Source organism: Bradyrhizobium algeriense, from assembly GCF_036924595.1.
Classification (GTDB): Bacteria; Pseudomonadota; Alphaproteobacteria; order Rhizobiales; family Xanthobacteraceae; genus Bradyrhizobium; species Bradyrhizobium algeriense.
In genome coordinates this window covers 7,736,873-7,762,887 of record NZ_JAZHRV010000001.1, presented here as the reverse complement: position 1 = coordinate 7,762,887, position 26,015 = coordinate 7,736,873, and the positions used below count along the sequence as shown (strand labels likewise).

27 protein-coding genes are annotated in these 26,015 nt (G+C 63.3%); 10 read left to right on the top strand and 17 right to left on the bottom strand.

Annotated features, from left to right (window positions below; translation table 11 throughout):
* Positions 1–44 precede the first annotated feature (44 nt).
* Positions 45–1,064 (top strand): tripartite tricarboxylate transporter substrate-binding protein, encoded by a 1,020-nt coding sequence (locus V1286_RS37195; protein WP_334488805.1) that lies wholly within the window; start codon positions 45–47, stop codon positions 1,062–1,064.
* A gap of 7 nt (positions 1,065–1,071) precedes the next feature.
* Positions 1,072–1,650: a protocatechuate 3,4-dioxygenase gene (locus tag V1286_RS37190; RefSeq protein ID WP_334488802.1), complete on the top strand. Its 579-nt coding sequence runs from the start codon at positions 1,072–1,074 to the stop codon at positions 1,648–1,650.
* A gap of 13 nt (positions 1,651–1,663) precedes the next feature.
* Here V1286_RS37190 and phoB read toward each other — a convergent pair whose 3' ends face one another.
* The 10 genes from phoB to V1286_RS37140 all read right to left on the bottom strand — a co-directional run bounded on the left by phoB (position 1,664) and on the right by V1286_RS37140 (position 11,451).
* Positions 1,664–2,365, bottom strand: coding sequence for a phosphate regulon transcriptional regulator PhoB (gene phoB, locus V1286_RS37185; RefSeq protein WP_108519555.1), 702 nt, complete (start codon positions 2,363–2,365; stop codon positions 1,664–1,666).
* An 11-nt stretch (positions 2,366–2,376) separates the two neighbouring features.
* Positions 2,377–3,093 carry a phosphate signaling complex protein PhoU gene (gene phoU, locus V1286_RS37180; RefSeq protein ID WP_334488798.1) on the bottom strand — a complete coding sequence of 239 codons (717 nt, stop codon included), beginning with the start codon at positions 3,091–3,093 and terminating at the stop codon, positions 2,377–2,379.
* A gap of 11 nt (positions 3,094–3,104) precedes the next feature.
* A complete protein-coding gene (gene pstB, locus V1286_RS37175) occupies positions 3,105–3,926 on the bottom strand; it encodes a phosphate ABC transporter ATP-binding protein PstB (RefSeq protein ID WP_334488795.1) in 822 nt (273 codons plus the stop codon).
* Entirely contained in the window at positions 3,923–4,768 is an 846-nt protein-coding gene (gene pstA / locus V1286_RS37170) for a phosphate ABC transporter permease PstA (protein WP_108519558.1), read from the bottom strand. The genes pstB and pstA overlap by 4 nt, the downstream gene beginning before the upstream one ends.
* A gap of 4 nt (positions 4,769–4,772) precedes the next feature.
* Positions 4,773–5,771 (bottom strand): phosphate ABC transporter permease subunit PstC, encoded by a 999-nt coding sequence (gene pstC, locus V1286_RS37165; RefSeq protein ID WP_334488790.1) that lies wholly within the window; start codon positions 5,769–5,771, stop codon positions 4,773–4,775.
* Positions 5,772–5,921: 150 nt separating this feature from the next.
* A complete protein-coding gene (pstS, locus tag V1286_RS37160) occupies positions 5,922–6,932 on the bottom strand; it encodes a phosphate ABC transporter substrate-binding protein PstS (protein ID WP_334488787.1) in 1,011 nt (336 codons plus the stop codon).
* Positions 6,933–7,073: 141 nt separating this feature from the next.
* Positions 7,074–8,375 (bottom strand): sensor histidine kinase, encoded by a 1,302-nt coding sequence (locus tag V1286_RS37155; protein WP_334488784.1) that lies wholly within the window; start codon positions 8,373–8,375, stop codon positions 7,074–7,076.
* 42 nt (positions 8,376–8,417) lie between these two features.
* Positions 8,418–9,479: a lysylphosphatidylglycerol synthase domain-containing protein gene (locus V1286_RS37150; RefSeq protein WP_334488782.1), complete on the bottom strand. Its 1,062-nt coding sequence runs from the start codon at positions 9,477–9,479 to the stop codon at positions 8,418–8,420.
* Between the two features lie 278 nt (positions 9,480–9,757).
* Entirely contained in the window at positions 9,758–10,054 is a 297-nt protein-coding gene (locus V1286_RS37145) for a hypothetical protein (protein ID WP_334488781.1), read from the bottom strand.
* Positions 10,055–10,056: 2 nt separating this feature from the next.
* Positions 10,057–11,451, bottom strand: a complete 1,395-nt coding sequence (locus V1286_RS37140; RefSeq protein WP_334488779.1) for an OmpA family protein — start codon at positions 11,449–11,451, stop codon at positions 10,057–10,059.
* Positions 11,452–11,619: 168 nt separating this feature from the next.
* Here V1286_RS37140 and V1286_RS37135 point away from each other — a divergent pair, with 168 nt between their 5' ends.
* Together V1286_RS37135 and V1286_RS37130 are read left to right on the top strand one after the other, a co-directional pair.
* Entirely contained in the window at positions 11,620–12,678 is a 1,059-nt protein-coding gene (locus tag V1286_RS37135) for a polysaccharide deacetylase family protein (protein ID WP_334488777.1), read from the top strand.
* A 205-nt stretch (positions 12,679–12,883) separates the two neighbouring features.
* Entirely contained in the window at positions 12,884–13,684 is an 801-nt protein-coding gene (locus tag V1286_RS37130; RefSeq protein WP_334488774.1) for an SDR family oxidoreductase, read from the top strand.
* Positions 13,685–13,842: 158 nt separating this feature from the next.
* Here the strand turns inward: V1286_RS37130 and V1286_RS37125 are convergent, their stop codons facing one another.
* From V1286_RS37125 to V1286_RS37105, 5 genes are all read right to left on the bottom strand, one after another.
* Complete coding sequence (locus V1286_RS37125) at positions 13,843–14,121, bottom strand: hypothetical protein (RefSeq protein WP_334488771.1); 279 nt, start codon at positions 14,119–14,121, stop codon at positions 13,843–13,845.
* Positions 14,122–14,148: 27 nt separating this feature from the next.
* Complete coding sequence (boxB, locus tag V1286_RS37120; protein ID WP_108519675.1) at positions 14,149–15,585, bottom strand: benzoyl-CoA 2,3-epoxidase subunit BoxB; 1,437 nt, start codon at positions 15,583–15,585, stop codon at positions 14,149–14,151.
* A gap of 137 nt (positions 15,586–15,722) precedes the next feature.
* Positions 15,723–17,411, bottom strand: coding sequence for a 2,3-epoxybenzoyl-CoA dihydrolase (boxC, locus tag V1286_RS37115; protein WP_334488768.1), 1,689 nt, complete (start codon positions 17,409–17,411; stop codon positions 15,723–15,725).
* 106 nt (positions 17,412–17,517) lie between these two features.
* Positions 17,518–18,036, bottom strand: coding sequence for a DUF309 domain-containing protein (locus tag V1286_RS37110; protein ID WP_334488765.1), 519 nt, complete (start codon positions 18,034–18,036; stop codon positions 17,518–17,520).
* Positions 18,037–18,066: 30 nt separating this feature from the next.
* On the bottom strand, positions 18,067–18,885 hold the full coding sequence (locus V1286_RS37105; RefSeq protein ID WP_334488763.1) for an alpha/beta fold hydrolase: 819 nt from the start codon (positions 18,883–18,885) through the stop codon (positions 18,067–18,069).
* A gap of 353 nt (positions 18,886–19,238) precedes the next feature.
* Here V1286_RS37105 and V1286_RS37100 point away from each other — a divergent pair, with 353 nt between their 5' ends.
* The gene (locus V1286_RS37100) at positions 19,239–20,522 is read left to right on the top strand and encodes an IS4 family transposase (protein ID WP_334489483.1); all 1,284 of its coding nucleotides are present in this window, start codon (positions 19,239–19,241) and stop codon (positions 20,520–20,522) included.
* A 36-nt stretch (positions 20,523–20,558) separates the two neighbouring features.
* Here the strand turns inward: V1286_RS37100 and V1286_RS37095 are convergent, their stop codons facing one another.
* A complete protein-coding gene (locus tag V1286_RS37095; RefSeq protein WP_334490185.1) occupies positions 20,559–22,097 on the bottom strand; it encodes a benzoate-CoA ligase family protein in 1,539 nt (512 codons plus the stop codon).
* Between the two features lie 134 nt (positions 22,098–22,231).
* Between V1286_RS37095 and V1286_RS37090 the strand changes: the two genes are divergently transcribed.
* The 5 genes from V1286_RS37090 to V1286_RS37070 all read left to right on the top strand — a co-directional run bounded on the left by V1286_RS37090 (position 22,232) and on the right by V1286_RS37070 (position 25,024).
* Positions 22,232–23,137 carry a helix-turn-helix transcriptional regulator gene (locus V1286_RS37090; RefSeq protein ID WP_334488760.1) on the top strand — a complete coding sequence of 302 codons (906 nt, stop codon included), beginning with the start codon at positions 22,232–22,234 and terminating at the stop codon, positions 23,135–23,137.
* Between the two features lie 140 nt (positions 23,138–23,277).
* Positions 23,278–23,637: a PilZ domain-containing protein gene (locus V1286_RS37085; protein ID WP_334488758.1), complete on the top strand. Its 360-nt coding sequence runs from the start codon at positions 23,278–23,280 to the stop codon at positions 23,635–23,637.
* A 25-nt stretch (positions 23,638–23,662) separates the two neighbouring features.
* A complete protein-coding gene (locus tag V1286_RS37080) occupies positions 23,663–23,893 on the top strand; it encodes a hypothetical protein (protein WP_334488755.1) in 231 nt (76 codons plus the stop codon).
* Positions 23,894–23,977: 84 nt separating this feature from the next.
* The gene (locus tag V1286_RS37075) at positions 23,978–24,517 is read left to right on the top strand and encodes a P-loop nucleotide/nucleoside kinase family protein (protein WP_334488752.1); all 540 of its coding nucleotides are present in this window, start codon (positions 23,978–23,980) and stop codon (positions 24,515–24,517) included.
* A gap of 24 nt (positions 24,518–24,541) precedes the next feature.
* Positions 24,542–25,024, top strand: coding sequence for a GNAT family N-acetyltransferase (locus V1286_RS37070; protein ID WP_334488749.1), 483 nt, complete (start codon positions 24,542–24,544; stop codon positions 25,022–25,024).
* A 107-nt stretch (positions 25,025–25,131) separates the two neighbouring features.
* Here the strand turns inward: V1286_RS37070 and V1286_RS37065 are convergent, their stop codons facing one another.
* The gene (locus tag V1286_RS37065; protein WP_334488746.1) at positions 25,132–25,923 is read right to left on the bottom strand and encodes an IclR family transcriptional regulator domain-containing protein; all 792 of its coding nucleotides are present in this window, start codon (positions 25,921–25,923) and stop codon (positions 25,132–25,134) included.
* Between the last annotated feature and the right edge of the window lie 92 nt (positions 25,924–26,015).

The following is a 26,015-nucleotide window of genomic DNA, read 5'->3' as shown; positions in this document are numbered from 1 at the left end:
ACCAGATAATGCCCCGGTCGACCAGAGTTGGCGGCGGTTCGATGATGACCGACCGGACAAATTCGCTGGAGAAGGACGATCACATGATCACGAAGCGAAGATTCGTATCGATGGCGTGCGCGGGCGGCCTCGCCGCCATTGTCCCCGACGCGATCCGCATGGCGAGCGCCCAGACAGCTTCGCGGATGCTGGTGGGGTTCGGTGCGGGGGGCGCGATCGACGTGATTGCGAGGAGGCTCGTTGAGGGAATGAAGGATCAATCACTTTCATTCATCGTCGACAATCGTCCCGGCGCCGGCGGGCGTCTGGCGCTCGGCGCGCTGAAAAGCGGCCCGGCCGATGGCACGGCGATGATCCTGACGCCCGCCTCCAGCTTCGCCGTATTTCCCCACGTCTACAAGTCGCTGGGCTATGATGCGTTCAAGGATTTCGCTCCCGTCACCACAGTCTGCTCCTTTCCATTTCTGATCACCATCGGTCCGATGGTGCCTGCCGACGTCAGGACGCTGGCCGATTTCGTGAAATGGTGCGCGGCTAATCCCAAGCAAGCCACCTACGGTACGGCGGCGGCCGGGTCGATGCTGCACTTCACCGGCGTGAGCCTGGCCAAAGCGGGCAGGTTCGAATTCGTGCATCTGCCCTATGGCGGCCCCGGCGGCATTCAGGATCTGATCGGCGGTCAAATCGCCGCTACGATCTATCCAATCGGCACTGCACTGCCGCATGTGCAATCCGGCGCCATAAGGGCACTGGCGACAACTGGATCGCAACGATCCCCGCTGCTTCTCGATGTGCCGACGGTTCGGGAGGCCGGATATTCCGCGCTCGAAGCCAACGAGTGGTTTGGCGTCTTCGTTCCGGCAAATACGCCTGCCGGAACGGTGAACCGCCTCAATGAGGCGATCCGCGCGGTGGTGAACACCGACGCCTTCAAAACGGCCTTGGCCAAGCTTTCCGTAGATCCCGCCGGCCAAACGCCGAAGGAATTTGCGCAACTGATCAAATCCGATTTCGACCGTTGGGCCCCAATTGTCCAGGCCTCCGGCTTTACGCCAGAAGATTGAGGGGGTCATGGACAACTCAACGGGCACGCGGCTGCACCGGACACCGGACCAGATTCTCGGTCCCTACTTCCCGACCGGGCAGACGCCGGCCTCACAGGCCGACCTGACCTCGGTCAAGGGTTTCGAGGGGTGTGCGCAGGGAGAAATCATCGAGGTCACAGGGAGGGTGCTCAATCTCGACGGCGAACCCGTTCGCGGGGTACCCGTCACGATCTGGCAGGCCAACAGCTTTGGCCGCTACGTGCATGCCAACGACCTAAATCCTGCGCCGCTCGATCCCCACTTTGTCGGTTGCGTCGGCATTCTATCTGATAGCGACGGCGTCTATCGGATCAAAACCGTCAAGCCTGGAGCTTATCCCGCAGGTCCAGATTGGATGCGCCCGCCTCATATCCACTTCGAAGTTCACGGCCGATTCGAGCGGCTGATCACCCAGATGTATTTTCCCGGCGAGCCGCTCAATGCCTGCGACAGGCTGCTCAACGCTGCGCTGCGTCCCGATCTGCTGATTGCAGAGCCACTTCCATCGGAAGATGGAGCAGACCATCGCGTTCTGAATTTCGATATCGTTCTTGCGCGGGGCTGACTTCGGTCGCGCCCTACTCCACCTTCGCAAACCTGTCATCCAGCGCATAACCCGCGCCGCGCACGGTGCGGATCGGGTCCTGTTCGCGGCCCGGGTTGAGCAGTTTGCGCAGGCGGCCGATATGGACGTCAACGGTGCGCTCGTCGATATAGATGTCGCGGCCCCAGACGCTGTCGAGCAACTGCTCGCGGCTGAAGACGCGGCCGGGATGCTCGAGAAAAAATTCCAGCAGGCGATACTCGGTCGGGCCGAGATCGATGGAGCGGCCCGAACGCGCGACGCGGCGTTTTTCGCGGTCGAGTTCGATGTCGCCATAGGTGAGCACGGTGGCGAGCCGCTCGGGACTTGCCCGCCGCAGCAGGCCCTTCACCCGCGCCAGCAGCTCCGGCACCGAGAACGGCTTGACGATGTAATCGTCGGCGCCGGTCGCCAGGCCCCGCACCCGCTCGCTCTCCTCGCCGCGTGCCGTGAGCATGATGATCGGCAATTGCTTGGTCTCCGGCCGGGCGCGCAGGCGGCGGCAGAGTTCGATGCCTGACAGCCCCGGCAGCATCCAGTCGAGCACGACGAGATCCGGCACGCGCTCCTTCAGCCGCGTATCGGCGTCGTCGCCGCGGGCGACGGTTTCGACGTCATAGCCTTCAGCATCGAGGTTGTAGCGCAACAGCGTGGTCAGCGCTTCCTCGTCCTCGACCACCATTATGCGCGCGCTCATTCTTGTATCCCTCAGCTATTCGGTATCGTGGTCGCAAACGTCGTCATGTCGCCCTTGGGGCGCTGGTCGAGCATCTGCTGTCCCTCGATCATGTAGAATACGGTTTCGGCGATGTTGGTGGCGTGGTCGCCGATCCGTTCGATGTTCTTGGCGCAGAACATCAAATGAATGCAGAACGAGATGTTGCGCGGATCCTCCATCATGTAGGTGAGGAGTTCGCGGAACAGCGAGGTGCAGATGGCGTCGACTTCCTCGTCGCCCTTCCAGACCGCCATAGCCGCCGGCAGGTCGTGCGCCGCATAGGCATCCAGCACCGACTTGACCTGCGACTGCACCAGATCGGTCATGTGCTCGAGGCCGCGGATCAGCTTCAGCGGCTGGAAATCGTTCTCCAGCGCGGCGACCCGCTTGCCCATGTTCTTGGCGAGGTCGCCGATCCGCTCCAGATCGGTAGCAACCCGCATGGCGCCGACGATTTCGCGCAGGTCGATCGCCATCGGCTGGCGCCGCGCGATGGTCAGCACCGCGCGTTCCTCGATTGCATGCTGCAGGCGGTCGATTTCAACGTCGGCAGCGACAACGCGCTTGCCGAGCGCGACGTCGCGGCGGATCAGCGCATCGACGGATTCGGTGATCATGCGCTCGACCAGGCCGCCCATCTCGGCGACCAGGCGGGTCAATTCCTGAAGATCGCTGTCAAATGCCTTGGCGGTGTGTTCAGAAGCCATGTGTTATCTCCTCAACCGAACCGGCCGGTGATGTAGTCCTGGGTGCGTCGATCGCTCGGCGAGGTAAAAATCCTGTTGGTGTCGTCGAACTCGATCAGCTCGCCGAGATACATGAAGGCGGTTTTGTCCGAGACGCGGGCCGCCTGCTGCATGTTATGGGTGACGATGGCGATGGTGTAATCCTCCGCCAGTTCCTGGATCAGTTCCTCGATCTTGGCGGTCGAGATCGGGTCTAGCGCCGAGCACGGCTCGTCGAACAAAATCACCTCGGGCCGCACCGCGACCGTGCGCGCGATGCAGAGCCGCTGCTGCTGGCCGCCGGACAGCGAGAGGCCCGAGGCGTTCAGCTTGTCCTTGACCTCGTTCCACAGCGCGCCGCCGCGCAGCGCCTTCTCGACCCGGCCATCCATCTCGGACTTGGAGATCTTCTCATAGAGGCGGATGCCGAAGGCGATGTTTTCGTAGATCGTCATCGGGAACGGCGTCGGCTTCTGGAACACCATGCCGACGCGGGCCCGCAGCAGATTGAGGTCGAGCTTGGGGTCGAGGATGTTGGTCTGGTCGAGCATCAATTGCCCGGTCGCCTTCTGGCCGGGATAGAGATCGTACATCCGGTTGAAGATCCGCAGCAGCGTGGACTTGCCGCAGCCGGACGGGCCGATGAAGGCGGTGACGCGGTGGGTGCCGAGCGTCAGGTTGATGTTCTTCAGCGCGTGATGGTCGCCATAGTAAAAGTTCAGGCCGCGGGCGGTCACCTTGGGCGCGGCCTCGGGCAGCGCCACCTGCGGAACGGGCCCGCTCGCGGAACTCACGGATACGGAGAGATCGGTCATTTGGATGTCCTCTCGGCGCCGAGAATGCGCGCGCCAATATTCAGGGCAAGTACGGTGAGCGTGATCAAGAGCGCCCCGCTCCAGGCGAGCTGTTTCCAGTAGACATAGGGGCTCTGCACGAAGTTGTTGATGGTGACCGGCAGGTTGGCCATCGTCTTGGTCATGTCCAGGCTGAAGAACTGGTTCGAAAGCGCGGTGAACAGCAGCGGCGCGGTTTCACCGGCGACGCGGGCGGTGGCGAGCAGCACGCCGGTGATCAGGCCTGAGCGGGCCGCACGATAGGCGATCCGCCGGATCACCAGCGAGCGCGGCAGGCCGAGCGCGGAGGCCGCCTCGCGCAGCGGATTGGGCACCAGCCCCAGCATGTCCTCGGTGGTGCGCACCACGACGGGGATCACGATCACGGCGAGCGCCAGACAGCCGGCAAAGGCCGAGAAGCCGCCCATCGGCACCACGATGGCGCCGTAGATGAACAGGCCGATAATGATCGACGGCGCGCTCAGCAGGATGTCGTTGATGAAGCGGATCACCGAGGTGAGCCTGTCGTGCTTGCCGTATTCGGCGAGGTACGTGCCGGCGAACAGGCCGAGCGGCGCGCCGATGCCGACCCCGATCACGGTCATCATGATCGAGCCGATGATGGCGTTGCGCAGGCCGCCATCGGTCGAACCCGGCGGCGGCGTATCCTGGGTGAAGACGGCAAGATTCAAGCCGGCAAGGCCGTTGTAGAACAGCGTGAACAGGATCAGCGCCAGCCAGGTCACGCCGAACAGCGCAGCTCCCAGGCACAGGAACTTGATGATGATATTGTTGCGGCGGCGGGATGCGTAAATCGGGTTCATGGTGCTAGTTCCCCGCCTTCTTTTCCAGCCGCATCAGCATCAGCCGCGCGGCTGCGAGCACGAAGAACGTCAGAACGAACAGCAAGAGACCAAGCAGGATCAGGCCGGATTGATGCAGCCCGTCGCTCTCGGCGAATTCGGACGCGATGGCGGCTGAGATCGTGGTGCCCGGCGCGAAGATCGAGGACTGGATCTTGAACGAATTGCCGATGATGAAGGTGACCGCCATCGTCTCGCCGAGCGCGCGGCCAAGCGCCAGCATGATGCCGCCGATCACGCCGACCCTTGTGTAGGGGATGACGACGTTGCGAACGACTTCCCAGGTGGTGCAGCCGACGCCATAGGCGGCTTCCTTCAGCACCGGCGGCACCGTCTTGAAGACGTCGACCGAGATCGCGGTGATGAAGGGCAGCACCATGATCGCAAGGATCAGCGCGGCGTTGAACAGGCTGAGATAGGACGGGGGACCGGCGAAGATCGTGCCCAGCACGGGGACGCCGTCGAACACGCTGATCATGAAGGGCTGGAAGGTGTTGGCCAGGAACGGGCCCAATATGAAGAAGCCCCACATGCCGTAGATGATCGAGGGAATGCCGGCGAGCAGCTCGACCGCAAGTCCAATGGGGCGGCGCAGCCAGATCGGGCAGATCTCGGTGAGGAAAATCGCGATGCCGAGGCCGACGGGAATGGCGATCATCATCGCGATCACGGAGGTGATCAGCGTGCCGTAGATCGGGCCGAGCGCGCCGAGAACAGGCGGATCGGCCGACGGCGCCCAGCGCTGCGTCCACAGGAAGGCTACGCCATATTCGCGGATGGCGGGCCAAGCGCCGACGATCAGCGAAATGATGATGCCGCCCAGGATGAGGAGAACCGAGATCGCGCAGGCGCGCGTGATCCAATAGAAGGTGACGTCGCCGAGCTTGAACGCGCTGAGAGCCCTTGCGCGATCATAAGGTCCGGCAGCCTCCATTGCGTCGCTATCAACCGCCATTTCTGCCACGCCCAATCCCCTTTACTATAGCCCAATGACCCGGACTTCGGTGCACGGCTTTTTCGGCTCGCGCATTGTTCTTGCCTCTCCTGTCCCGAGAGGGGTGCTCAACCCCGGACACCCCGGGTTGAGCGATCGTGTTGCGAGGCGCAGGCCCGATCAGCTCTTGATCTCGGCCGACCAGGTCTTTTCGATCAGCTTGACGACCGATTCCGGCATCGGGATGTAGTCGAGTTCTTCGGCCATCTTGGCGCCCCTCTCGAACGACCATTTGAAGAACTTGATGGCTTCCTGGGACGCTGCCTTGTCGGTTGCAGCCTTGTGCATCAGGATGAAGGTCGCTGCGGTGATCGGCCAGGAGGCTTCGCCGGGCTGGTCGGTAAGGATCACGTAGTAGCCGGGCGCCTTGGCCCAGTCGGCGTTGGAGGCGGCCGCCTGGAACGCTGCGATGGTCGGCTGCACGGTCTTGCCGGCCTTGTTGATCATCGCCGCATAGGTCAGCTTGTTCTGCTTGGCGTAGGCATATTCGACATAACCGATCGCGTTCTTGGTCTGGCCGACATTGCCGGCAACGCCTTCATTGCCCTTGGCGCCGACGCCGGTCGGCCATTCGACCGCGGTGCCCATGCCGACCTTGGCTTTCCAGTCGGCGCTCGACTTCGAGAGGTAGTCGGTGAAGTTGAAGGTGGTGCCCGAACCGTCGGAGCGGCGCACCACGGTGATGGCGTCAGCCGGCAGCTTCAGCTTCGGATTGAGTTTTGCGATCGCGGCATCGTCCCACTTCTTGATCTTGCCGAGATAGATGTCGCCGAGCACTTCGCCCGAGAGCACGAGTTCGCCCGGCTTGATGCCTTCGAGGTTCACGACCGGCACGATCGCGCCCATCACCATCGGCCACTGCACCAGGCCGTCCTTCTCGAGCTGCTCATGCTTGAGCGGCGCGTCGGTAGCGCCGAAGGTCACGGTCTTGGCCTGGATCTGCTTGATGCCGGCGCCGGAGCCGATCGACTGGTAGTTCAGACCGTTGCCGGTCTCCTTCTTGTAGGCGTCCGCCCACTTCGAATAGATCGGGAAGGGGAAGGTGGCGCCCGCGCCGGTGATATCGGCAGCGAAGGCCGACGTCGAAGCGGCGACCAGGCCGGCAGCGACGATTGTCCTGAGGAAATTCATGGTGGTCTCCATCTGGTGAGCGAAGCGCCTGTTGCGCCCGATCGCGCTCACGTGCCGCTCATCTAGGAGCGGTCGATAGAGCTTTTACGAAGGTTCGGTGACAGTTGGATGACACAACCAAGCAATTGAAATCGCTTGTATTTATAGCGCTGATGGGGTCTTCGCCTGGGGAAAACAGGCGGTAAAGACCGCGCCGTTTTTGGGCACGCTTTCGATCAAAAGCCGGCCGCGATGGCGGTTAAGAATATGTTTCACCAAGGATAAACCGAGCCCGGTTCCGCCCTGCGCGCGGCTGTCGCCGACATCGACCCGGTAGAAGCGCTCGGTCAGCCGCGGCAGGTGTTCCGGGGCGATGCCGGGGCCGAAATCCCGGACCATGATACGTACTTCCGGCGCGCCCTCGCTGGACGTGGCCTGGGTCAGGGAGACGATCACCCGCCCACCGGACGCGCCATATTTGAGCGCGTTCTCGATCAGGTTTTCGAACAGCCGCAGCAGTTCCTCGCGGTCGCCCGCGATGGTCACCGGCGCTTCCGGCAGGTCGATCTCGATCGCGACCTGACGCTCCCGGGCGAGCGGCTCCAGCCCGTCGGCGACCTGGCGAATAATCGGCACGATATCGACTGACGCGTCGGGCCGGACATGGGCCGACAATTCGACCCGCGACAGCGAAAGCAGATCGTCGATCAGCCGCGCCATTCGCGTCGCCTGCGTATGCATGATCGACAGGAAGCGTTCGCGCGCCTTGGCGTCCTCCTTGGCAGGACCCTGCAGCGTATCGATGAAGCCGGACAGCGCCGCGAGCGGCGTCCGCAGTTCGTGGCTGGCATTGGCGACGAAATCGGCACGCATTTCCTCGACCCGCCGCAGCGGCGTCTGGTCGTGGAAGGTCATCAGCATGCATTTCTCGGTGCCGCCGAACAGCGTCGGCACCGGCACCGGCGTGATGATCAGTTCCATCCAGCGGTCGACCGGCACCTGGTCGTGGTAGCTCGCCCGGCGCGGTTCGGTGGTCGCAATCGCCTCGCGCAGCGCGGTGATGATTTCGGGCGAGCGCAGCGCGAACTGGGCGAGCTCGTTCTTGCGCAGCGCAGGCGCGAGCTGGGCGGCCGCTGCGTTGAGATGGATGACGCGGCCGGCGCGGTCGAGCAGCACGGCCGGATCCGGCATGCCGGCAACGACGGCGCTGACGGCGGCAGACTCCACCGGGCTGACGGCGCGGACGTCGTCACGGGAGGCCGCCACATGATGCAGCCGCCACGGCACCAGCGCTGCGGCGGCGATACAGATGAAAACGGCCACGGCGCGCGCCAGAGAAAGATCGGCCAGCACCACCAGCGCGCAAAGCGCGAGCCCGGCGGCGAGCAGGATGATCGCCGAATGCCGCAACCGGTCCGGCCACGGTGCAAAGAAGGAGGCAGAGCTGGAATCGTCGATCGCCATGGCGCAGGCTTTTCCTCTATTCGCGAAGCCCCCGCCGCATCATCAGGTGCCCGTGTCGCCACGCTCGCGCACATAGACGGCGGCCTCATGCCTCGTCGGCTCGGCGTCGGCGCCCGCCGCCAACTGGCGCAGGCGCTTCGATCGCGCGCCGAGGATAATCTCCCGAAGCGTCAGCAAGATTACAGATATGACAAACGGCCCGATATAATAGAGGACGCGGAACAGCAGCATGCCGGCGAGCAGTTCCTCCCGGTCCATCTGCCAGAGCCCGACCAGCATGGCGGCATCGAAAACGCCGAGCCCGCCCGGGGAATGGCTGGCAAACCCCAGCAGCGTGGCCGAGACGAAGATGACAGCGACGACGACAAAGCCCAGATTGGGTTCGTCCGGCACCAGCACATACATCGCCAGCGCACAGAAGCCGAGATCGATAATGCCAATGGCGATCTGCAGCAGCGTCAGCGGCCCGCCCGGCAGCGTGACCGTCCACGGCCCGCGGCCGACGCCGCGCGGCGCGGCCCAGACCCAGGCTACATAGCCAACCAGTCCGAGCAGGATGCCGAACGCCGCCACGCGGTTGAGCCAGACCGGCAACTGATCGATCGAGGCGGCGGCTTCCGGGTGATAGGCGATGCCCAGTCCCAGCACCGCGGCATTGCCGAGCCAGAAGGTCAGCCCGGCGAGGAAACAGATCTTGGCGACATCGATCGCGTTCAGCCCCCAGGCCGAATAGATCCGGTAGCGCACCGCGCCGCCGGTGAAGACGCTGGCGCCGACATTGTGTCCGATCGAATAGGAGGTGAAGGCGGCCAGCGCGTTGACGCGGTAGGGAATGTGGCCTTGGCCGATCGCGCGGACCGCGAACCAGTCATAGAAGGTCAGCGTGAAATAGCCCGCCGCCACGAACAGGGCCGCCAGCGCGATCTGGCGCGGCTCGGTGCCCTTGATGGCGTCGATCACCTCATCGGTGTCGATGCCGCGAAGCATGTGATAGAGCACGTAGCACGCAACGGCGATCACCGTGATGCTGATCAAGACCCCGAGCTTGTGCAGGACCTGCTTCTGGCGCAGAAACGACATCGCCCTGCGTATTGCTTCCAGCATCTACACCTCGAATTGCGCTTATGCGACGACGGCAATGGCCTGAACCCCGCCTACGCTACGCTGCTCCCCTGCCCCTCTGGTAGCGCGTTTTGAGCCGGAGTGGAATTCGCCTGACGAGAATAAAACACGCTTCTTCAACATATTAGGCGCCAGTTGACGACGGTAGAAGTACGGTTTTGCAGCAATCCCGCCGCCCGACGGCGATTCGGGACCATAGCCGGCGCCGGTCAACAACCTGTGACAATGCTGTCGGAGAAGCTGGCCGGCTCATGCTGCGGTCAGGCCGACGGCGCACTGCGCGATACTACCCAGTCGCGCAACCATGATCCGACCGCACAGCCGCAGAGATAAAACCCGAACATGATCAGCCCGAGGTCGAGCCAGTAGCCGAAGCGGCCGGGCACGACGCGCGCGAGCGCAGCTCCCATCAGCGCCGCGACCAGGGCGGAAAGCGCCCATCGCAGCTTCCGCGGGACGCCTTTGCCGTGCTGAACCACGGATATCCAACCCATGGCGAAGCCGAGCAGCACCGATGCCAGCAACCAGCCCCAGTAGAATGTGGTCAGATAGGCCATGCTCACTTCACCACGAAATCGATGCGGCGGTTCTGCGCCTTGCCCTGGTCGGTATCGTTAGCCGCAATCGGCTGCGTCGAACCATAGCCGACCGCGCTGAACCGGTTGGCCGGCAATCCCGCCTTGACCAAATAGTCGGCAACCGCCTGGGCACGCTTCTCGGACAGGGCCTGGTTGGCCGCCTCCTCGCCGTTGGTATCGCTATGTCCTGATATCTCGATATTGGCGGTCGGACAGCGCAACGCGGTTTCGATCAGGCGGTCGAGCAAGCCGGCGGAATCCGCGACAATGTCGGCCTTGCCGGATTCGAAGCGGATCCGGGCCTTGCCGAGCAGTTCGGAGAATAATTGCTGGCAGACGGTCGCATCCACCGGCGCGGCGGGCGGCTTGACCGAGATTTCCGGCTTGAACTGCCAGCCCTGCGGAAAGTCCTTGCCGAGGCCGGCGCGGATCTGAACGGCGGCGGCTTCATAAAGCGCATCGCCCGACAGCTTGACCTCCCGGTCGGAGATGACGAGCGTGCCGGTCGACAGCCGCGACAGCGCACCGAGCGCGGGCACCACCGCGGCGGCAAAGCCCACGGGGGCGCCGATGCTCGCCTTGAGGTTGTCGACGACCTTTTCGCTGAAGAACTTGCGTCCCGCCGCCGCCACCAGCGCGGTGTGGGCGTTGCTGTCAGGCACATTGCCGGTCAGCGTCAGCGTCACCGCGACCGGATCCTTGTAGGCCTGCAAGATGTAAGGCGGCGCCTTGACCTCGTTGGCCGCGACCGAAAATCCCTCGGGCAGATTTTTCAGCGCGGCGGCGATGGCTTCCCGGCCGCCGAGTTCGCGCGCCATGCCGGACAGGCTGACCTTGGTGTCCGACAGCGTGATCTTGCCATCCTTCAGCTTGCCGACCTGCTCGAGCAGCAACAGCGCGGCATTGTCGAAACGCGGCGGCGCCCCGCGCGACAGATTCATCCGGTCGACCACTTCGACGCCACCGAGGCTGGCGCGGGCCGCCTCCATCAAGCGGCCCTTGCTCGCCGGCAGCGGCGAACTGCCCGACAGCGTCACCCGCAGGACGTCGCGTTCGGCCGACCAGACAAACGGCTTGGCTTCAGGAACGAGCCGGGTTTCATCGTTAACCAGGCGCACACCCGGCACGGTTTCCACCGACGCCACCGCACTCTGCCGGCCATCTTCCGAGAAAGCATCCGCCGCAAGGCTCACGTCGCGGCCTGCGACCGAGATTCGCCTTTTGTCGAGGATGGTGTCCTTGAGGGCGGCGGTCGAACGCTGCGCCAGGTCGGCTTCAAGCGGTTCGGTGCTCGTCCAACCCGCGATAGCCCAAAACATGACCAAAGGAATGACGCCCGGCCACCATTTGCCACTCCACCTGAAAAGTCCGTGCATTCGAGTTCCCGCCGGGGTCCGGAACGGAGAGAAAACAAACCCTTGCGGGGCTGTCAAACCCGAAATGTCGTGAGGGCCGAAACGCTCTGAAATTGGTCAGGCTAACTGTTTCTTCAGCGGTCTTTCGCTAATTTCACTCCGTAAATAACCGGGCAGCCCTGCATCTCGATGAAACTGCTTCGCAACACCGTCATCCGCGCCGGACTGGAAGCGCTGTACTTCTCCGGAGCGCATTACCTGCTGCGACCAATCTTCGCAGGTGTCGGCGTCATTTTCATGCTGCACCACGTCCGCCCCCGCCGCGACGACGGGTTTCAGCCCAATTATCATCTCGAGGTCGAGCCAGAGTTCTTGCGGGCGATGCTGGCGCATCTTCGTAACCTCGACGTCGACATCGTCACCTTGGACGAGGTGCATCAGCGGCTCCAGCAGCGCAAATTCGCGCGGCGCTTCGCCTGCTTCACCCTCGACGATGGCTATCGCGACAACCGCGACTTCGCCTTACCGGTGATGCGCGAATTTGACGCGCCCCTCACCGTCTACGTGACAAGCGATTTTGCCGAAGGCACCGGGAGGTTGTGGTGGGTCGCGCTCGAGCGGGCGATCGCCAAGGCATCCTCGATCGAAATCCCCTTCGGCGGCACAGCTACCCGCCTCGATACCTCGACGCCGGCCGCCAAGCAGGCGGCCTTCGACCGCATGCACGAATGGCTGCGCGCGCTGCCGACCGAACACGACATGCAGCGTGAAATCTCCGCGCTATGCACGCGGTATGACGTGGACGAGACTCCGATCGCCCGCGAGTTCTGCATGTCCTGGGAGGAATTGAAGGGATTCGCTGATGATCCCCTGGTGACGATCGGCGCGCATACGATCACGCATTGCAATCTGGCGCGGCAGAGCGAGGAGACCGCCTCGTTCGAACTGGCCACCAGCCGCGCGCGAATCGAAGCTGTGTTGCAGCGGCCGGTGCTTCATCTCGCCTATCCCTATGGCGACCGGATCGCGGCGGGCCAGCGCGAATTTGCCCTGGCGAAGGCCGCCGGATTCAAGACCGCGGTCACGACGCGGCCGGGCATGATTTTTCCGGAAAGCGCCGAGCATATGACCGCGCTGCAACGGGTTTCGCTCAACGGCAATTACCAGGATGCGCGCATCCTCCCGGTCCTGACCTCCGGCGCCGCCACCGCCATGTGGAGCGGCTTTCGCCGCATCGACGCGGCGTAGGGTTTCTGGCCGTAGCCCGGGTGGAGCGCAGCGCAACCCGGGGCCATCTCACAAGCTGACAGACTGATCCGGATTGCGCGGAGCCTGTCATCGGGCGCGCGTTCGCGCGACCCGTTGGCTCCATCCGGGCTACGGGTTCATTTCCCTTCCTTGACTCCCCTTGCTGCCCCGCCCAAAACCACGGGCAAAGCCAATGGAGGAACGCATGTTCAAGGATCTGTTTTCGCTTAACGGCCGCGTTGCGCTGGTGACAGGCGGCTCGCGCGGCATCGGCAAGATGATCGCGGCCGGCTTTCTCGCGCAGGGCGCGGCGAAGGTCTACATCACCGCACGCAAGGCAGGGCCCTGCGAGGCGACCGCGAAAGAACTCTCCGCCGCCTATGACGGCGAATGCATCGCGCTGCCGATCGATATCTCCACGGTCGAAGGCTGCGACAGGCTGGCAGGCGAAATCATCAAGCTGGAGCCGAAGCTCGACATCCTCGTCAACAATGCAGGCGCGGCCTGGGGCGCGGAGTTCGACGAATTCCCCGAGAGCGGCTGGGACAAGGTCATGGACCTCAACGTCAAGTCGCTGTTCTTCCTGACCAAGGCGCTGGCGAAACCGCTGCGCGCGGCGGCCTCGCACGAACGGCCGGCCAAGGTGATCAACATCGCGTCCGTCGACGGCATTTTCGTCAATCCGAGCGAGACCTATTCCTACGCCGCGAGCAAGGCCGCCGTGATTCATCTGACGCGGCGCATGGCAACGAAACTGGTCAAGGACAATATCAATGTCACTGCGATCGCGCCGGGGGCATTCAAGTCGGACATGAACCGGGCCGCGCGCGACCACTCGGACGAAGTCGCAAAGCGCATTCCGGCGAAGCGTATCGGTACCGACGAGGATATGGCAGGGGTGGCGATCTACCTCGCCTCGCGCGCGGGCGATTACGTGGTCGGCAACACCATCGCCGTCGATGGCGGCGTGGTCTACGCGAACGCCGGGCTTGAGATCGCGGGGTAGTGCGGCGGCGGTGGTGCGCTCCCTCGCCCCGCTCTTCGCGGGGAGAGGGGGCTCTCTCCACCAGCGTGATCTAACGATAGACCTGTACCCCCTCACCCGCCGCGCGAAGCGCGTCGACCTCTCCCCGCAAGCGGGGCGAGGTTAAGACCTCTTACTTGTCAATCTTTCCCGTATTCGAAATCCGCCCTCGGCGCGTCAGGCAACTCGCGCTCCAGCGCTTCCCGATATCGCAGACACCCGCGCAAAAACTTCGGCCAGGGCGGTACCGCCACTTCGGGCGTGACCCGCTCGGGCAGCAGGCCCCAGAGATCGGGATGGTGCCAGCACAGGTCGTGACCGGTGCTGTCGCGATGCGCGCGGATGCCCGCCCTTAGACGCTTCACCTCCGCGACCAACTGGTCGCGGTTCAGTGCTTCGAGGTCACGGTCGGGATCCATGTTACTGCTCCCCGATTGCGGGGCGTTTCAGGTCTCGATTTTCACGTACTCGAAATCGCCGGGCTTGTTGTCGATGCCGACCTTCGGCGGCGAGATCCAGTTGGCGTAGACGCCGACGTCGGTCACCGGCTTCATCAGCGAGGCGATGAAGTCGCCGTCCTGCGTCGAAGGCAACCATTCGCCCTTGCGTTGGTTCCAGGTGGCGTCGTCGATCAGGATGCCTTCCGGCGTGGCGTTGATATCCTTGAACTCGCCGATGTGGCGGTGGAACGCGACGTTCGGCAGCGTCAGCTTGTACTGATAGCCGGCGAGCGAAATGATCTTGTTCCAGCGCAGCATGCCCTTGACGCAATCCTGCGTGTAGTCGTCGCGCAGGCGCATGTTGAGCGCGGTCAGCGCCGGCTCGTCGACGCGCTTGATCACGCCGTCGACCAGCTTGAGCACCGGATAGGTGGCGTTCTTGAGCTGGTGGTCGTCGTCGATCTGGGTTTCCTTGTAGCGGCCCTTGATGCCGGCGTTGAAGGCATTCGCCGCGTTGGTCGAGACTTCCGAACCGAACAGATCAAGCGACAGCGAATAATGCAGATGCAGCTTCTTCTGGATGGTCGGCAGGTCGATCACGCCCAAGGCACGCACCTTGGCGATATCGGTGGGATCGGTGATGCCGGCCTCCCTCATCGCCTCGCAGGTGCGCTGCACGACGCGGCTGATGCCGGTTTCGCCGACGAACATGTGATGCGCCTCTTCGGTCAGCATGAAGCGGCAGGTGCGCGACAGCGGATCGAAGCCGGACTGCGCCAGCGAGTGCAACTGCATCTTGCCGTCGCGGTCGGTGAAGTAGGTGAACATGAAGAACGACAGCCAGTCCGGCGTCGCCTCGTTGAAGGCGCCGAGCATGCGCGGCGAGTCCGCGTCGCCCGAGCGGCGGCGCAACAAATCGTCCGCCTCCTCGCGGCCGTCGCGGCCGAAATATTTCTGCAAGAGATAGACCATCGCCCAGAGATGGCGGCCTTCCTCGACATTGACCTGGAACAAATTGCGCAAATCATAGAGCGAGGGCGCGGTCTTGCCGAGATGGCGCTGCTGCTCCACGGAAGCGGGCTCGGTGTCACCCTGGATCACGATCAGGCGGCGCAGCGTGGCGCGGTGTTCGCCGGGGACTTCCTGCCAGGCCGGCTTGCCGTAATTCTCGCCGAAGGGAATGACGCGGTTCTCTTCCTGCGGCGCCAGAAGAATGCCCCAGCGATATTCCGGCATCTTGACGTAATCGAACTTGGCCCAGCCGCGCGGATCAACCGAATAGGCGGTGCGCAAATATACCAGCGACTGCTGAAAGCCTTCCGGGCCCATGTCGCCCCACCAGTCCATGTAACCGGGATGCCAGCCCTCCAGCGCTTTCAGCACCTGGCGATCCTCGCTGAGATTCACGTTGTTGGGAATCTTGGTCGAATAGTCGACGTTCATGAAGTTCATGGCCGTGCTCCTTTGTGCACATTTGCCGTCATGCCCGGCCTTGTGCCGGGCATCCACGTCTTTTCTTGCTGATGAAAAGAAGACGTGGATGGCCGGGACCAGCCCGGCCATGACGCAGCAATACCTGTCTAAACCCGCGTCATATCGAATTGCGCCTTCTGGCCGGTGCCGTAGCGGCGCAGCGCGCCGTCTTCGCCGACCGCGTTGGGGCGCTGGAAGATCCAGTTCTGCCACGCCGTGAGGCGCGAGAAGATTTTCGATTCCATGGTCTCAGGGCCGACGAAGCGCAAATTCGCTTCCATGCCGGTGAGGCCGTCAGGCGAGAAGGACGTGCGTTCTTCCAGGAACACCCGCACCTCGTCGTCCCAGTCGATGTCGTCGAGCGCGAAGGTGACGAGGCCGAGCTCTTCGGCGCCCTCCGCATCGAGCGACGTGCCGATGGTAGCTTCCGCGCGCTCCAGATCGGACGGATCGGCCTGGAAGCGCGATTGCAGCCGGGTCAGGCCGTGGCACATCGGATAGGGGCCGAAATTCATCGCGGTGAGCTGGATCGCCGGAGGCGCGCGGTTGTCGCCCTGCCGCGAGCCGATCAGCATGTAGGAGCGGTCGGCGGCGAACACGAGTTCGGCGAGCGTGCCCGCGAAGCAGGAGCCGGGCTCGACCAGCGTCACCAGCGTGCGCGAGGTGACGTCGATGCGCTTCAACACCCGCTTCCAGTAGTGCCTGATTTCGTTGACCAGCCAGTGCGCCTTGTTGGCTTCGAGGAAGGTGTCGCAGGCCACCACATTGGCGGCGTCGCCATGCGACTTGAACACCAGCATCGCGATTTCGAGTTCGTTGATGCGCAGATGAAGGATCGCGTCATCAAGCTCGCGCGCCACCTGCAGCGGCCAGAACGACGCGCCTTGCGCGATCAGGCCGTCGATATCGGCGGGCGGAGCGGACTCCGGAGCCTGGATCGAAATAGTGGCAATCCGCGCCGCGCGATCGATATCGACATTGACAAAACCGTAGCGGATGCCGCTGTCGTCGATGGTGCGGGTGAGCGGCGAAAGGGTGATGCCCTTGCCGTTGCCGTTGCGCTTCGAGGCGGCGGCAAATTCTTTGGCGCGATCGGCGACTTTGCCTTCGAGCTTGCTGTTGGGCACGATCTCGTCGACCAGCCGCCATGCGACCGCGCGCTTGCCCTTGATGCCTTCCTCGATGGTGCAGAAGAAGTCGGCATGGTCGCGCCGCACCTTGCGCTTGTCGACCACGCGCGTTAGCCCGCCGGTGCCCGGCAGCACCGCGAGCAGCGGCACTTCCGGCAGCGACACGGCGGCGGCGCCGTCATCAGCCAACATGATGTGATCGGTCGCCAGCGCCAGTTCGTAGCCGCCGCCGGCCGCGGTGCCGTTGACGACGGTGATGAAGCGCTGTCCGGAATTTTCCGATGAATCTTCCAGGCCGTTACGGGTCTCGTTGGTGAATTTGCAGAAATTGACCTTGTGGGCGTGGGTGGCGCCCGCCAGCATGCGGATATTGGCGCCGGCGCAGAACACGCGGTTCTTAGCCGATCGCATCACCACCGCCTTCACTTCGGGATGCTCGAAGCGCAGCCGCTGCACGGCATCGGCGAGTTCGATGTCGACGCCGAGATCGTAGGAGTTCAGCTTGAGCTGATAGCCTTCGAACAGGCCGCCATTCTCGTCGACGTCCATGGTCAGCGTTGCGACGTCGCCCTCCACGCCGAGCTTCCAGTGCCGGTAGCGCTGCGGATCGGTTTGAAAATCGATGTATTTCGCGCCGCCTGCGAGGACGCGATCTTCACCGGCCATGAGCCACCCTCTGTCGTTTTCTCAGGATTTGCTTGGTTCGTTAGATGCACAATAGTGCATGTTTTTGAGCAAGTCTAGCCTAAAACGCCAGAACATGCATTTTGTTTCATGTTCGGCCGGCGGCCGCAAAAGCCACCAAATCGGCCTTGCCAAGCGGTTGGCGGGCCAGCTTGGCCTTAATGAGCGCCACCAGCGCCCCGACCGGAAAGCTGTCGGCAAAACCGTCGCCGCCGGCACTGCGCATGCCCAACGCCTCGAGCTCGCTGAGCGCCTCGCCGAGCAACCGTGCCGCGACGTGCGCCTTCTGCATGCGCAGCCGCAGATTCGCGGTCGCAATCCGGATACAGGCGCGCAACAGAATCCGCTCGCGGCCGCCCTGCGGCGCCGCCGCCCACACCGCCTCCAGGATCTCCTGCGCCTCCCAGAAGTAGCCGTGGTCATTGAGCATGAGGCCGTAGCGCAGCGCCGGATGGCGCGCCGGCACGTAGCCGCCAAAGCGCGGCGGCACCAGAGCTGTGATCTGCGCCAGCGTTTCGTAATCGGCGCTGGATTTCTCGGGCTCGCCGGGCACATAGGCCCATCGCGGCAGCGGCAGATTGCCCGTGGCTGGCGGCGGCGTGGTCATCGGAGCGCGGCCCCGGAAAAAAGAAAAGCGTTACGCGGCCCGTCCGTGCGAGCCGTCATCGACGTGCAACACCGCGTTTGCGAATTCCGAAATCGCATCGAGCGTCGCCCCCGGGGCTTCGCGATGCGGCTGATGTCCCGCTCCCGGAATCACAGTCACATCGACCGGACAGTAGCACTCTTCCTGCGCGATCTCGACCTGGCGCATGGTTCCATACTGGTCGTCCACACCCTGCAGGATCGCCACCGGGACGCGGATATAGGCGAGGTATTCCGAAATGTCCCAGTTGCAGAAATCCGGATCGAGCCAGGCGCCGTTCCAGCCATAGAAGGCATTGTCGACATCCCTGTGCCAGCGCGACAGCTTCCCCTTCAGGTTCGTGGTCTCGTAGGCGTTCTGGATCTGCGCAATCGAGGCGACGGAAATATCCTCGACGATGAAATGCGGAGCGATCAGCGCGAGGCCTTCAACGCGGTGATCCTGACGCGAGCCCGCATAGATCGTCGCGATCGAGGCGCCGTCGGAATGTCCGAGCAGGAGGCCGCGGCGGAAGCCGATCTTGTCGAGCAGCTTTGGCAGCACGTCGAGCGCTTCGACATGCATGTAGTCGAGCGGCCGCGGCAGTTTCACCGGTGTCGATGCGCCGTAGCCCGCGCGTGAATACACGAACACGCCCGCGCCGGTCGCGTCCTGAAGTTTTTCGGGAAAATCGCCCCACAGCCCGGTCGATCCAAGGCCTTCATGCAGCATCACGATAACAGGCGCGGCCTCGGGCGACGGGCCGATCATGCGGTATTCGAGATGGGAGGCGCCGACGGTGAGGAAGCCGGAGGGGGTAAGGGTTGTCATGTTCTAGGTTTTCCGAAAGTGATCCAGACATCGCATCCTCAAGCTGGTCGTCCCGGCCTTGCGCCGGGACCCATACTCCGCGGCTTCTCGTATGGGCAGGATGGCCGACACCTTCTTTAATCAATAGAGGCCGCGGCGTATGGGTCCCTGCGTTCGCACTAGGGTTTCTACACGTCTGGCGCGACAGATTGACTCGGTGGGTCATGATGTTATCCCGCGTTTGCGGTTTGTATGATTCTGTTTCTGACGCTTTGATTCGAAGGAGCGTCGGAGATGGAGCACGAGCCGGATTTGTCACTGGGTGAGTTTGGCGACGTTCGCCTCGATAAAAGGGGGCGGCGTTTGTGCAGGCTATGCTTTGCACGCGCAGTGTCTGCTTGCGCCGGATGGCGCAGGGTGACTGGGCCGCGTACATGGCGTACTGGCGGTTCGTGAACAATCCGCAAGTCACGACCGATCGACTGATTGAAGGCTGGAGCAGGCAGACGGCGACCGTGGTCGGCGGGCGTCATGTGCTGGCGATCCAGGACACCAGCGAGGTCAAGTTTCAGACGCGGCAGGGATGTCGGCGTGGACTGGGCAAAGTCGGCAAAGGCAATGCCCGCGGCGTGTTGCTGCATGCCATGATAGCGGTCGATGCCGACAGCGGGGCCTGTCTCGGTCTCACCGGCGGCAAGGTGTGGACGCGCAGGGGCAAAGTTAAGACCCCTCACGACGAGCGGGAGTTGGCCAACAAGGAGTCGGCGCGCTGGGTTACGACGGCTGAGCAGGGCTGCGAGGTTCTGGCTGCGGCGCGCATGATCACCGTCATCAATGACCGTGAAGGGGAGTTCTTTGCGCACTGGGCGCTGACGCCCGGCGACAACGTCCACCTGCTGACGCGGGCTATGCATGATCATGCGCTGGCCGACGGCGGAACCCTTTATCAAGCGGTGGAGCGAGTTCGCTTCTGCGACAAGGCGGTGATCGATCTGCCGCAGCGGATGGATCGCCACGGTCGCCAAGCCCATCTCTCGCTGCGCTTTGGAACCGTCGTGCTTAAGCGGCCGGCGCGACCCGGCGTGAAGGAACTGCCTGAAGGCGTCAAAGTCAGCTTCGTGGAAGTCGTCGAGTTGCACCCCCCGAAGGGGGCTGAGCCCGTTCATTGGCTGCTCTTGACCACTCATTCGATCGCCAATGCGGCCGATGCTTGGCGGATCGTCTCCTGGTACAAGCAGCGCTGGATCATCGAACAGCTCTTTCGCTCGTTGAAGAACCAGGGCTTGCGAATCGAGGACAGTCAGCTCGAAAGCGCCGAGGCCCTGATCAAGCTCGTGACGATCGCTACTAAAGCGGCATGTATCGTCATTCAACTCGTTCAGGCCCGCAATGGTGGCGAACAATTGTCGGTCAAATGCGCCTTCACCCCCGAAGAAATCGAAGCACTTGCCGCCATCAACAAAACCATGAAAGGCAGGACCGAGCTTCAGAAGAACCCGCATCGCCCCCACACGCTTCAGTGGGCGGCATGGATCATCGCCAAGCTCGGCGGATGGACCGGCTACGCCTCGCATCGGCCACCCGGACCAATCACATTTCACAACGGAATGGCTCGCTTCCAAATCATCGTCGCTGCCAGAGCCATCGAAAATGTGTAGAAACGCTAGTGCGAACGCAGGGACGACGCCCGGAGGTTATGATGCCCCATCCCGCAACTTGAATCTCTGAATCTTCCCCGTCGCCGTCTTCGGCAGACTGTCGACCACGTCGATCCAGCGCGGATATTTCCACGGGCCGATCTTCTGCTTGACGTGCTCCTTTAGCACCTCATGCAGATCGTCGGTCCTGGCGTCGGCGCGCAGCACGACAAAGGCTTTCGGCTTCAACAGCCCTTCCGGGTCGGCTTCGGGTACGACGGCGGCTTCCAGCACCGCAGGATGGGTGATCAGCGCGCTCTCGACCTCGAACGGCGAGACCCAGATGCCGGAGACCTTGAACATGTCGTCGCTTCTGCCGCAGAAAGTGTAACGGCCGTCGGCGTCGCGGATATATTTGTCGCCGGTGCGGGTCCAGTGGCCTTCGAAGGTCGAACGGCTCTTGGCGCGCTGGTTCCAGTAGCCCTCACCGGCCGAGGGCGCATCGACCAGCAACTCGCCGACCTCGCCGTCGGGCACCTCAACGCCGGCTTCATTGACCAGCCGCACCTTGTAGCCCGGCACCGGGCGGCCGGAGCAGCCGTATTTGATGTCGCCGGGCGCGTTGGAAAGGAAGATGTGCAATAGCTCGGTCGAGCCGACGCCATCGAGAATGTCGACGCCGAAGCGCGCCTTCCAGGCATTGCCGACCGATTCCGGCAGCGCTTCGCCGGCGGAGGTGCAGATGCGAAGCCGGTTGCCGGCGCGGGCGTCCTTCATCGTCTCGTCGTTGAGCATCGCGGCAAACAACGTCGGCACGCCGTAGAAGATGGTCGGGTTATATTTGTTCATCAGCCCGAACATCGCCGCCGGCGTCGGCCGGTCGCTGTGCAGGACGGTGGTGGCGCCGACCGACATCGGAAACGTCAGCGCATTGCCGAGGCCATAGGCGAAGAACAGCTTTGCCGCCGAGAGACAGACATCGTTCTCGCGAATGCCGAGCACCTGTCTGGCGTAGGTATCCGCCGTCGCAGCGAGATTGGAATGCAGGTGGCGCACGCCCTTCGGCATGCCGGTCGAACCGGATGAATAGAGCCAGAACGCAGGCTCATCGGGATGCGTCGCGGCGGTCGCGAATGTGTCGCTCTCGCGCGCCAGCTCGTCTGCGAGCTTCTTGTGGCCGTGCGCGTCCCTCCCCGACACGACGACGTGCTCGAGATCGGGCAGCCGCCCGATCACGTCCTTCACCACAGGCAGCAGCGCTTCTGAAATGAACAGCACGCGCGCGCGGCAATCGGCCAGCACATAGGCATATTGCTCCGAGGTCAGCAGCGTGTTGAGCGGCACCGGCACGATGCCGGCGCGGATCGCGCCGAGGAACACGGAAGGAAAATCCACCGTGTCAAGCATGATCATCGCCACGCGCTCTTCGCGGCGGACACCGAGCCGGCGCAGCATGTTGGCTGCGCGGCGGGTCTGCCGCTGCAGGTCGCCATAGGTGAGTTCGGAGACGGTATCGGTGAAGGCGAGCTTGGCCCCGCGGCCCTCGTCGACATTGCGATCGAGCAGCCAGGTCACCGCATTGTACGAACCGGACATGCCGCCCACGACGCTTCTCCCCATGTTTTAAGAATTATAATTCATACAAAGACACCGGCTGTGCTTGCTGTCAATCCTCATCGGCACTATGTTTCCGAAATCCGTTCACCAGCAGGTAAAGCCGAACGAGGGAAATGACCGAGGCCAGCGACCCCGAAACCGGCTTTCTCGAGCAGCTCGGCCAGCGTGTGCGCACCATGCGGGCGCTACGCGGCATGTCGCGAAAAGTGCTCGCCAAGGTGTCGGGAATTTCCGAGCGCTATATCGCGCAGCTCGAAAGCGGCCAGGGCAATGTCTCGATCGTGCTGCTGCGGCGCGTGTCGAACGCGATGGGCGCGCATCTCGAAGATCTCATCCCCACAACCGAGCCGGCGCCCGACTGGGCCATCATCCGCGACCTCTTGCGCAAGGCGACGCCCGCCCAGATCGCGCAGGTCAAGGACGCGCTTGCCGGCGGCGGCATATCGGCACAGCGGCGGATCTCCTTCGCCGGCATCGCCCTGATCGGCTTGCGCGGCGCCGGCAAATCCACCCTCGGCCGGATGCTGGCGAAGAAGATCGGCTGGAAGTTCGTCGAACTCAACAAGGAGGTCGAGGCGCAGAACGGACTATCCGTCGCCGAGATCATCGCGCTCTACGGCCAGGAAGGCTTTCGTCGCATGGAGCAGGCGGCGCTGACGCAGCTACTGGCGCGGAAAGAGTTGATGGTGCTGGCGACCGGCGGCGGCATCGTCTCCGAGCCGTTGACGTTCGACCTGATCCTGTCGTCGTTCTACACCATCTGGCTCAAGGCCGAGCCGGAAGAGCACATGGCCCGCGTCCGCGGCCAGGGCGATCTGCGCCCGATGGCGGATGATCGCTCCGCAATGGCGGAGCTGCGCAACATCCTGGTCAGCCGCGAGCCGCTCTACGCCCGCGCCTCCGCCGTGGTCGATACCGCAGGACTTTCAGTCGATGCGGCAGCGGCGCGGCTGAGCGATGCGGTGGCGCCGGTGCTGCGGGACAAGCACGCGTTCGGCCTGCACAGCGCGGCATCCTGATCTCCCTGCAATAACACTACCGCCTGTAGGGGCGGGCTCGGCTCGTAACCGCGTGACCGCGGTTAACCACGGCAGGGGTTTCGTGCAGCAACACACCTTTGAATTGTGTTACCAATCCGTTAATCGAATGGAGAGGAACCATGCTCGAGCGCCGTCAACTACCCAGAAACCGCGTCTATTATGGCGGCCTCGTTACCTTCAACGGCCGCAATTCGACGATCGCCTGCGCCGTGCGCAACTTCAGCATGTTTGGCGCGAAGATCGAATTTGAGGGCGCGGCCCTCGTCCCCGACGAGGTGGACTTCGAAATCGAGCGCAAGGCAATCTCGTGTGCGGCGCGCATGGTCTGGCGCAGCCACGATGCGGCTGGCCTGGTGTTCGCCAATGTGCATGAGGACAGCGGCGTCGTTCCGCTGGCCTGGGCGCGCAAGCTGCGCGCCAGCGAGCGGGCCAACAGGCGGCTCCAATCCCGCCTCGATCAGCTCCTTTCCGAATACTGAGTGCGGCCATGTCCGGTCGGACCGCATGAGTACGGTTGAAGGCGAAGACGCCCTCCTCCTTGCCGTCGCCAGCGCGCCGAAAGACCGGCGGCGCCGGCTGCGTTCGATATTGCTGGCGTTGATGGCGCAGTACACGATCGTCACGATGATCGTCGGCCTGTCGGTCGCCGGCATCCTTCGCTATGCCGTGACCCCGCAGATCGTCGCCAAATTCGAGGCAATCGAAGCCGCGCTCAAGCGCTTGCCCTCTCCATAGCGTGCCTGGACCGCCTGAAAATTGTTTCACGGCGCCGTAACTACCGATTCCCGCGGTCCAGACTTTTCGCGATACTGATGGCGCATGAAACTGCTTTTTCTCCATGGGGCGCCCGCGGTCGGCAAGCTGACGGTTGCAAAGGCGCTGCTCCGGATCGTGCCGGGGCGGCTGATGGACAATCACGCCGCCATCGATCTGGCGCTCACGATCTTCGACTTCGGCGCGCCCGGCTTCTGGGAGCTTGTCCATGACGTCAGATGTTCGGCCATTGATGCTGCCGCCGAACAGGACGTGCCGCTGCTGGTCACAACCTTCTGCTATGCCGAACCTGACGACCGTGTGCAATTCGGGCAGTTCGAGGAGATCGTGCAACGGCGCGGCGCAAAATTGCTTCCGGTCTTCCTGCACTGTTCGCGCGAAGAGGCCTTGCGCAGGGTCGGCAATCCCGACCGGGTGGCGCGGCGCAAGATAATTTCAGGGGATCACCTGACCCGGGATTTCGACCGCTACGACCTCACCGCCGTGCCGCGGCCCGATTGCATCAAGCTGGATACCGGGGTGAATCCGGCGGAAGTGACCGCGAAAAACATCGTCGGTCATTTCAGGCTGGACGTTTTGCCCTGACACACCCTGCATGGCGATGAGAATATGAAAATCGAACCCGCGTCCAAATCTGACATCCCGGCCATGATGCGCATCGAGCGCGGTGAGGGCTATGCGCGCCTCGTCGGCCGGTGGGAGGCCGCGCAACATGCGGCTGCGATCGAAAACCCGTCCTGCAGATATTATCTGGCGCGAGAGGAAGACGATATTGCAGGATTTGCGATCCTGCAGAATGTCGGAAGCGAGAATCGATGCGTGCGGCTCCGCCGCATTGCCGTCCAGCATGCCGGGCGCGGCACCGGATCGCGCTTGCTGCGCTCTGTCCTCAAAATCTGCTTCGACGATCTGGACGCCCATCGCGTCGAGTTGTTCGTATTCGAAGACAACGACCGGGCCCATCGCGCCTATCTGAAGAACGGATTCGTCGAGGAAGGCGTAGTACGGGACATCCACCGGGACGCGGAGGGCACCTTCCGGTCCATGTGCCTGATGTCCTTGCTCAAACCGGAATGGAAGCGCCCGGCGTAGCGGAGGGTTCAAGGCTTGACGGCAGCTGGTTCTGGCGTCTACGGCGGATTGGAGGAATACGGATGGCCGCAAAATCGCCTTGTGCTTCAGACCGGATAATCATCCCGTCACACCAGCATCGATTTCACCGAGGCCGCCGCCTCGCGCAATCGCGGCAGGAAGCGTTCGGTCATCTCGGCGGATGACACGCGGTCGACATGCGCGCCCATGTTGATGGCGGCGACGATCGTACCGTCATAGCGGCGGACCGGGACAGAGATCGAGCGGAATCCGGGCTCGGCTTCGCGATCGACCAGCGAATAGCCCTGGGCACGATCGGCGATGATCGTTTTCAGCAGCAGCTTCTTGTCGGTCACCGTGAAAGGCGTCAGCGGCGCAAGGTCCATCTTGTCGAGCGCCACGGCCAGTTCGTCGTCTGGCAATCGCGACAGCAGCACACGGCCGACCGAGGTGCAGAACGCCGGCAGCCGATAGCCGATATCGATGCCCGCGGAAAATATCCGCGTCGGGCTGGCGCGCGCGATGAAGACGACGTCGTCGCCGTCGAGGATAGCCATCGACGAAATTTCCTGCGCCTCGCCTGACAGGCGGTCGAGCGCCGGCTGCAGCACCGAGACGACATGGTTGGAAGCGAGATAGCTGGAGGCCAGCACCAGCACGCGCGGCATCAGGCGGAACAGCTTGCCGTCGGTGGCGACAAAGCCGGCGCGTTCGAGCGTGAAGAGAATCCGCCGTGCGGTCGCGCGCGGCAGGTCGGCGGCCTTGGCAAGGTCGCTCAGCGTCATCGGCTGCCGGCTGCCGCCGAACACCTCCAGCACGCGCAGGCCGCGGTCGAGGCTTTCGATGAAATCGGTCGCGCCGCGGTTGTCTGCGTCCCCCACGCGCTTAAGCTTCGGCATCGCTGCCTCCATAATCCGCTTGCCTAACGCTCAGCCTACGCTAAAATCGCACAGAAGTTCAATAGGCGAACAAATCTCCCGGAGACCTCTCG

Bases quoted from the DNA above. Each gene is read 5' to 3' on its own strand.
- V1286_RS37195 (WP_334488805.1), top strand. From the start codon at position 45: ATGACCGACCGGACAAATTCGCTGGAGAAGGACGATCACATGATCACG.
- V1286_RS37190 (WP_334488802.1), top strand. From the start codon at position 1,072: ATGGACAACTCAACGGGCACGCGGCTGCACCGGACACCGGACCAGATT.
- phoB (WP_108519555.1), bottom strand. From the start codon at position 2,365: ATGAGCGCGCGCATAATGGTGGTCGAGGACGAGGAAGCGCTGACCACG.
- phoU (WP_334488798.1), bottom strand. From the start codon at position 3,093: ATGGCTTCTGAACACACCGCCAAGGCATTTGACAGCGATCTTCAGGAA.
- pstB (WP_334488795.1), bottom strand. From the start codon at position 3,926: ATGACCGATCTCTCCGTATCCGTGAGTTCCGCGAGCGGGCCCGTTCCG.
- pstA (WP_108519558.1), bottom strand. From the start codon at position 4,768: ATGAACCCGATTTACGCATCCCGCCGCCGCAACAATATCATCATCAAG.
- pstS (WP_334488787.1), bottom strand. From the start codon at position 6,932: ATGAATTTCCTCAGGACAATCGTCGCTGCCGGCCTGGTCGCCGCTTCG.
- V1286_RS37155 (WP_334488784.1), bottom strand. From the start codon at position 8,375: ATGGCGATCGACGATTCCAGCTCTGCCTCCTTCTTTGCACCGTGGCCG.
- V1286_RS37150 (WP_334488782.1), bottom strand. From the start codon at position 9,479: ATGCTGGAAGCAATACGCAGGGCGATGTCGTTTCTGCGCCAGAAGCAG.
- V1286_RS37145 (WP_334488781.1), bottom strand. From the start codon at position 10,054: ATGGCCTATCTGACCACATTCTACTGGGGCTGGTTGCTGGCATCGGTG.
- V1286_RS37140 (WP_334488779.1), bottom strand. From the start codon at position 11,451: ATGCACGGACTTTTCAGGTGGAGTGGCAAATGGTGGCCGGGCGTCATT.
- V1286_RS37135 (WP_334488777.1), top strand. From the start codon at position 11,620: ATGAAACTGCTTCGCAACACCGTCATCCGCGCCGGACTGGAAGCGCTG.
- V1286_RS37130 (WP_334488774.1), top strand. From the start codon at position 12,884: ATGTTCAAGGATCTGTTTTCGCTTAACGGCCGCGTTGCGCTGGTGACA.
- V1286_RS37125 (WP_334488771.1), bottom strand. From the start codon at position 14,121: ATGGATCCCGACCGTGACCTCGAAGCACTGAACCGCGACCAGTTGGTC.
- boxB (WP_108519675.1), bottom strand. From the start codon at position 15,585: ATGAACGTCGACTATTCGACCAAGATTCCCAACAACGTGAATCTCAGC.
- boxC (WP_334488768.1), bottom strand. From the start codon at position 17,411: ATGGCCGGTGAAGATCGCGTCCTCGCAGGCGGCGCGAAATACATCGAT.
- V1286_RS37110 (WP_334488765.1), bottom strand. From the start codon at position 18,036: ATGACCACGCCGCCGCCAGCCACGGGCAATCTGCCGCTGCCGCGATGG.
- V1286_RS37105 (WP_334488763.1), bottom strand. From the start codon at position 18,885: ATGACAACCCTTACCCCCTCCGGCTTCCTCACCGTCGGCGCCTCCCAT.
- V1286_RS37100 (WP_334489483.1), top strand. From the start codon at position 19,239: ATGCTTTGCACGCGCAGTGTCTGCTTGCGCCGGATGGCGCAGGGTGAC.
- V1286_RS37095 (WP_334490185.1), bottom strand. From the start codon at position 22,097: ATGTCCGGTTCGTACAATGCGGTGACCTGGCTGCTCGATCGCAATGTC.
- V1286_RS37090 (WP_334488760.1), top strand. From the start codon at position 22,232: ATGACCGAGGCCAGCGACCCCGAAACCGGCTTTCTCGAGCAGCTCGGC.
- V1286_RS37085 (WP_334488758.1), top strand. From the start codon at position 23,278: ATGCTCGAGCGCCGTCAACTACCCAGAAACCGCGTCTATTATGGCGGC.
- V1286_RS37080 (WP_334488755.1), top strand. From the start codon at position 23,663: ATGAGTACGGTTGAAGGCGAAGACGCCCTCCTCCTTGCCGTCGCCAGC.
- V1286_RS37075 (WP_334488752.1), top strand. From the start codon at position 23,978: ATGAAACTGCTTTTTCTCCATGGGGCGCCCGCGGTCGGCAAGCTGACG.
- V1286_RS37070 (WP_334488749.1), top strand. From the start codon at position 24,542: ATGAAAATCGAACCCGCGTCCAAATCTGACATCCCGGCCATGATGCGC.
- V1286_RS37065 (WP_334488746.1), bottom strand. From the start codon at position 25,923: ATGCCGAAGCTTAAGCGCGTGGGGGACGCAGACAACCGCGGCGCGACC.